Genomic DNA, 6521 nt, shown 5'->3' with positions numbered 1-6521 from the left:
GGCATTCTAGAAAGGGTTGTGTATCCGTCGGTGCCGCCGCATGTGGAGTATCGGCTAACAGACTTTGGACTGCGTTTTATGCCGATATTGGATTCGATTGAAGAACTACAGCGTGAACTTGAGGCAGACCGTAAAAAGCAGGATTTGTAGACTATTAGCCGTTGTTGAACCGCACGTCTGTCAGACCTCAGGTTAGGGCGATAAATAGAGTTTTTGCGGTTCGTTTTAGTTGATAGTCGTCGCTTAACTGTGCCGTTATTTGCTCGATCGAGACGTTGTCGTCCCACGCTTTCTTTCTCAACTTGGAAGGAGGAATATTTCGTTGGTCAATGAAGATTTGGGCAGGAGCAAGCAAGATCTAAAATCAAGGGCTATTCTGTAGCTGGTTTCTGACTAACAACTTTCTACATGTTTCTCTTCCTCTCCAAAGTTCTGCCGCTATTCTTGTATCCGATCGGATTCACCTGCCTGATGCTGTTAGTGGCGCTGGTGCTGCTGTGGCGACGATCGCGCCTCACATCAATTCCCATCCTTTTGGCATTCGTCGTGCTGCTTGCCAGCAGTAGCGGCTGGGTGTGCAGCGCGCTGGCGCAATCGCTGGAGTTCCAGAACCGTCCACCCAATCCAGTGCCGCAAGCGGATGCGATTGTGGTGCTGGGCGGCTGCACCTATCCGGCAGAGTCACCACGCCCGTGGGTGGAAGTAATGGAAGAGGGCGATCGCATCCTCTACGCTGCCAAGCTGTTTCGGGAAGGCAAAGCGCCCCGCGTGATTCTGAGTGGCGGACGGATTGACTGGCGAGGCGGCGGACCGTCTGAATCCAGCGATATGGCTCAGATCATGGAGACGATGGGCGTTCCTAAGACGGTCATGCTGGAAGATCCCACCTCGCTGAACACGCGCGAGAATGCGTTGAACGTCAAGCAGATTATGGAGACTCAGGGGATTCGTCGGATTCTGCTGGTCACGTCTGCGCTGCACATGCCGCGATCGCTGCTGATCTTCAAGAAGCTGGGCATTGATCCGATCGCCGCTCCCACCGACTACCTCACCACAGACCCGCTCCAGCGAAATTTTCAGGGTACTCCCCAGACGACAATTCTGAATATCCTGCCAGATGCGGACCGATTGCGGATCGTGACGCGGGCGCTGAAAGAGTATGTGGGGATCGTTATCTATCGTCTGCGAGGCTGGGCATAAACGATCTGCGATCGACCCGCTTCAATCCGTTCAAAGCTTTGAAGTAAATCCGCAAGCGGAATTGCTCAATTCTGCGCGTGCGCCAAACTATTTTGCTGAGAAGCAATTACTATTAAGCTTTGTAAAGATACCATAGGAGCATCTGCTCCCGCGATTTGTTAATCAAAGTAAACAAATTATCAGATATTTTTATCGAATTGTGTCGGTTAGGCGCCGAAACGCCCATGTGGTAACGGTTTTCTGGTACAAACAATTCTTGTGCAACTTCATTAGCCCGTCGCGATTTGTTTCGGTTTTTGTCGTTGATCGTTGGAAAACGTCAAGATTTCGGCATCTAGAACACAAATCGCTGAGTGCTCAATCGCATCAAGAGTAAGGAGCCTAACCGCATGTTCACCCACGTCAAGCCCACCATCCGACACGTCGCCCCAGACGATCTGAAGGGACGATCGCTGCTCAAGGTGGTCTATGTCGTGCTGGAGCCTCAGTACCAAAGTTCCCTTTCAGCAGCGGTTCGCTCGATTAACCAGAGTCATCCGCACCTCGCTGTTGAAATTAGTGGCTACTTGATTGAGGAACTTCGCGATCCGAATAACTACGACGCCTTTAAGCGTGATATTGCCGACGCCAATATTTTCATTGCCTCACTGATCTTCCTAGAAGATTTGGCAGATAAGGTCGTCGCGGCAGTCGAACCACACCGCGATCGCCTCGACGTAGCCGTCGTGTTTCCGTCCATGCCGCAGGTGATGCGCCTGAACAAAATGGGCAGCTTCTCCCTCGCGCAGATTGGGCAGTCCAAGAGCGTTATTTCCAGCTTCATGAAGAAGCGCAAGGAAAAATCCGGCGCCGGATTTCAGGATGCAATGCTAAAGCTGCTGCGGACGCTGCCGCAGGTGCTGAAGTATTTGCCTGTCGAGAAGGCGCAGGACGCTCGCAACTTCATGCTCAGCTTTCAATACTGGCTGGGTGGGTCGCAGGAAAACCTGGAGAACTTTCTGCTGATGCTCGCCGATCGCTATGTGTTTAAGGACGGCGATCGGGCGTCGCTGACGTACCAGGACCCCGTAACCTTTCCGGACATGGGGATCTGGCATCCGCTTGCGCCCGCAATGTACGAGGACGTCAAAGAGTACCTCAACTGGTTTAACTCGCGGCGCGACATTGGCGGCGACCTGAAAGACCCCCTCGCGCCGACGATCGGACTGGTGCTCCAGCGAACGCACTTGGTTACAGGAGACGATGCCCACTACGTGGCAATGGTGTCGGAACTAGAGGCAATGGGCGCACGGGTAATTCCGGTGTTCGCGGGCGGGTTGGACTTCTCCAAGCCCGTCGATGCCTTTTTCTACAACCCGATTAATAAAACGGCGTCGATCGTCGATGTCGTTGTCTCGCTAACCGGATTTGCACTGGTCGGCGGTCCAGCACGGCAGGACCATCCCAAAGCGATCGAATCCCTGAAGCGGCTCAACTGTCCCTACATGGTGGCGCTGCCGCTGGTGTTCCAAACCACCGAAGAGTGGCAGGACAGCGAACTGGGTCTGCACCCGATTCAGGTGGCGCTACAGATTGCGCTGCCCGAACTCGATGGGGCGATCGAACCGATCATTCTGTCAGGTCGCGACGGTACAACAGGCAAGGCGATCGCGCTGCAAGACCGCGTTGAGGCGATCGCGCAGCGGGCGATGAAATGGGCAAATCTGCGTCGCAAGCCGAAGCTGCACAAGCGCGTGGCGATTACGGTGTTCAGCTTCCCGCCGGATAAGGGCAACGTCGGCACGGCTGCCTACCTAGATGTGTTTGGCTCCATCTACAAAGTGCTGGAAGCCCTACGCGACAACGGCTATGACGTGCAGGAACTTCCCGAATCCCCAGACGCATTGATGCTGGAAGTGCTGCACAACGCTCAGGCGCAGTACAACAGCCCGGAACTCAACGTTGCCTACAAAATGTCGGTGGAGGAATACGAGCGGCTGACGCCCTACTCCGATCGACTGATCCCCTCGTGGGGTCCGCCGCCAGGACACCTCAACACCGATGGACAGAATTTGCTGGTGTACGGCAAAACGTTTGGCAATGTGTTCATCGGCGTGCAGCCCACCTTTGGCTACGAAGGCGACCCGATGCGGCTGCTGTTCTCGCGTTCTGCCAGTCCTCATCACGGCTTTGCCGCGTACTACACGTATCTGGAGCAAATTTGGCAAGCCGATGCGGTGCTGCACTTTGGCACACACGGATCGCTGGAGTTTATGCCCGGTAAGCAAATTGGCATGTCCGGCGAGTGCTTCCCCGACAGCTTAATCGGCACGATTCCTAACCTCTACTACTACGCGGCAAATAATCCCAGTGAGGCAACGATCGCCAAGCGCCGCTCTTATGCAGAGACGATTTCTTACCTGACGCCGCCTGCCGAGAACGCCGGACTCTACAAAGGCTTGAAGGAGCTAAGCGACCTGATTGCCTCCTATCAAACGTTGAAAGACACCGGACGCGGCGAGTCGATCACCAACACGATTATGGACAAGGCGCGGATGTGCAATCTGGACAAGGACATCAACTTGCCAGATGCCGACGCCAAAGACCTGGCGGCAGAGGAGCGCGACGCGATCGTCGGCAAGGTCTACATCAAGCTGATGGAGATCGAATCGCGCCTGCTGCCCTGCGGTCTGCATGTGATTGGCAAACCGCCTACGGCAGAAGAAGCGATCGCTACGCTGGTGAATATTGCCGGGCTCGATCGCGAAGAGGACGGGATCTTAAGCCTGCAGCGCATCATCGCTAACGGCGTCGGACGTAACATCGACGAAGTCTATACGAACAGCGATCGTGGCGTACTCGATGATGTGCAGCTTCTCAACGACATCAACCAAGCCGTTCGCGCTGCCGTTACGGCTCTCGTGCACGCCCAAACCGATGCCGATGGGCGCGTCTCTCGCATCACCAAGCTCAACTTCTTCAACATGGGCAAGAAGGAGCCGTGGGTCGAAGCGCTGCACACGGCAGGCTACGCCAAAGTCGATGTCGAGCCGATCAAGCCGCTGTTCGAGTATCTGGAGTTCTGCCTCAAGCAGATCGTCGCGGATAACGAACTCGGTGCCCTGATCACCGGGCTAGATGGACACTACATTACTCCCGGTCCCGGCGGCGACCCGATTCGCAATCCGGATGTGCTGCCCACGGGTAAGAATATCCACGCGCTGGACCCGCAGTCGATTCCCACCGCTGCCGCGGTCAAATCCGCGAAGGTTGTCGTCGATCGCCTGCTGAGCCGCCAAGCCGCCGAAAACGGTGGCAAGTACCCGGAGACGATCGCGTGCGTCCTGTGGGGTACAGACAACATCAAGACCTACGGCGAATCGCTGGCGCAGATTCTCTGGATGGTCGGCGTGCGTCCGCTGCCCGACTCGCTGGGACGGATCAACAAGCTGGAGCTAATCCCGCTGGCAGAACTGGAGCGTCCCCGCATCGACGTGGTGATCAACTGCTCTGGCGTGTTCCGCGATTTGTTCATTAACCAGATGGCGCTGCTCGATCGAGCCGTCAAGATGGCAGCCGAGGCAGACGAGCCGCTGGAGCAGAACTTCGTCCGCAAGCACGCAATTCAGCAGTCGAAGGAGTTCGGCGTCGATCTGCGGCAGGCAGCGACTCGCGTGTTCTCGAATGCGTCCGGCTCCTACTCCTCCAACATCAACTTGGCGGTGGAAAACGGCACTTGGGAACAGGAATCGGAACTTCAGGATATGTACCTCGCTCGCAAATCCTTTGCCTTCTCGTCGGATAACCCCGGCATGATGGAGCAAAGCCGCGAGATCTTTGAGTCGAGCCTGAAGACGGCAGACGTGACGTTCCAAAACCTCGATTCATCAGAAATCTCGCTGACGGACGTGTCCCACTACTACGATTCGGACCCGACCAAAATCGTGTCGCGCCTGCGGGACGATGGCAAAATGCCTGTCTCCTACATGGCAGACACGACAACCGCGAACGCACAAATCCGCACGCTGTCGGAAACGGTCCGCCTCGACGCTCGCACTAAGCTCCTGAATCCCAAGTGGTACGAGGGCATGCTGTCCCACGGCTACGAAGGCGTGCGGGAATTGTCGAAGCGGTTGGTCAACACAATGGGCTGGTCGGCAACGGCAAATGCAGTAGACAACTGGGTTTACGAAGACACTAACACCACGTTCTTTAAAGACGAAGAACTCTGTAAGCGGTTGATGAATCTGAACCCGAACTCGTTCCGCAAAATGGTAACGACGCTGCTAGAAGCAAACGGTCGCGGCTACTGGGAAACCAGTGAAGAAAACCTGGAGAAGCTGCGCCAGCTATACCAGGAAGTTGAAGACCGCATCGAAGGCGTTGAGTAGCGAATCGTTCTGTTTATTTTTGGGGTAGTCGCTGACTGCCCCTTTTTTGTTGATGTGCTCTAATTAATCGCAACGAAGCTTTTTATGCGCTTATGGACAAGCCAAAGAAACTCTTGGAATTGAAATTCGATCGATGGAACATTCAGCTGAACTGCTTGAGGAACGCCGCAAAACGCGTGAAGAGGAAACAGATAGCACTCTTTATGGTGTGAACATCTTGAGGATTTTAGTCAAATCATATAGTTGGCTATGAATGACTTATATTTTGCTTGCAAAAACTGTAAGGTCTTTGTAGATGCCGGATACCGCTGGGCATATTGGACACTTGAGCAACCGGGCATAGTTAAACGGAAAGAGGTCATTGTCGCGGAGGTAGTTTTGTCAGCAGAGGAGTATTGGAACCCAGATCTAGGAGAAGGTTCAAACTGGCTGTACAAAGGCGTGTTGCTATCAGTAAGAGAATTTCTAGCAATCCACCGAGAGCATGAGATCATTTTTGGAGAATACGAAGACTTCATATCCTGGGACGATGAGAGTTTTCTGGAGTGGAAGCAGCTTGGTTACTTACTAACCTCTTTACCGCGCTATTTTGTTGAGGAGCTAAAGTTCAAGAGTTGGGACGAAGTATGTGAATACATCGAACAGAGAGCAGAAACCTTGGTGGTGGGAACTAGGGTGGCAAGATACTCATGAGAAGGTGAAACGGAGGTTTGAAGCATTGGTCCGTAAAAGCAACGCTATCGAACAAACCTGGTAACTGCTAAAGCGTTAAGTAAGGAAAGTTTTATGACCAAGCCAAACTTTGCAACCATGACGAAATCTGAGCTATGGCAGTACATGGTGGATCATCGAACGGATGACGAGACATTGGCTTGAAATTAAATTGGGCAATTTATGGGTGTGAATCTTCCACATTCTTTTTTGTTTCATACATTAATCCGACCGTGAAGA

At 53.7% G+C, this 6521-nt stretch carries 4 protein-coding genes; all 4 read left to right on the top strand.

Annotated features, from left to right (window positions below; translation table 11 throughout):
* Window positions 1-3: 3 nt before the first annotated feature.
* The 4 genes from H6F43_RS23070 to H6F43_RS10075 all read left to right on the top strand — a co-directional run bounded on the left by H6F43_RS23070 (window position 4) and on the right by H6F43_RS10075 (window position 6263).
* Window positions 4-150: a winged helix-turn-helix transcriptional regulator gene (locus tag H6F43_RS23070; RefSeq protein WP_347272392.1), complete on the top strand. Its 147-nt coding sequence runs from the start codon at window positions 4-6 to the stop codon at window positions 148-150.
* Window positions 151-408: 258 nt separating this feature from the next.
* A complete protein-coding gene (locus H6F43_RS10085) occupies window positions 409-1200 on the top strand; it encodes a YdcF family protein (RefSeq protein ID WP_190342651.1) in 792 nt (263 codons plus the stop codon).
* 389 nt (window positions 1201-1589) lie between these two features.
* Window positions 1590-5570, top strand: coding sequence for a magnesium chelatase subunit H (locus H6F43_RS10080; RefSeq protein WP_190342650.1), 3981 nt, complete (start codon window positions 1590-1592; stop codon window positions 5568-5570).
* Window positions 5571-5819: 249 nt separating this feature from the next.
* Window positions 5820-6263: a hypothetical protein gene (locus tag H6F43_RS10075; protein WP_190342649.1), complete on the top strand. Its 444-nt coding sequence runs from the start codon at window positions 5820-5822 to the stop codon at window positions 6261-6263.
* Window positions 6264-6521 lie beyond the last annotated feature (258 nt).

This window comes from Leptolyngbya sp. FACHB-36 (genome assembly GCF_014695955.1).
In the GTDB taxonomy this organism is placed as follows: Bacteria; Cyanobacteriota; Cyanobacteriia; order Leptolyngbyales; family Leptolyngbyaceae; genus FACHB-36.
The sequence above is the reverse complement of the archived record's forward strand: the minus strand, read 5'-3'. Positions and strand labels throughout refer to the sequence as shown.

Excerpts from the sequence above, each read along its gene's own strand:
- H6F43_RS10085 (WP_190342651.1), top strand. The coding sequence starts at position 409 with ATGTTTCTCTTCCTCTCCAAAGTTCTGCCGCTATTCTTGTATCCGATC.
- H6F43_RS10080 (WP_190342650.1), top strand. The coding sequence starts at position 1,590 with ATGTTCACCCACGTCAAGCCCACCATCCGACACGTCGCCCCAGACGAT.
- H6F43_RS10075 (WP_190342649.1), top strand. The coding sequence starts at position 5,820 with ATGAATGACTTATATTTTGCTTGCAAAAACTGTAAGGTCTTTGTAGAT.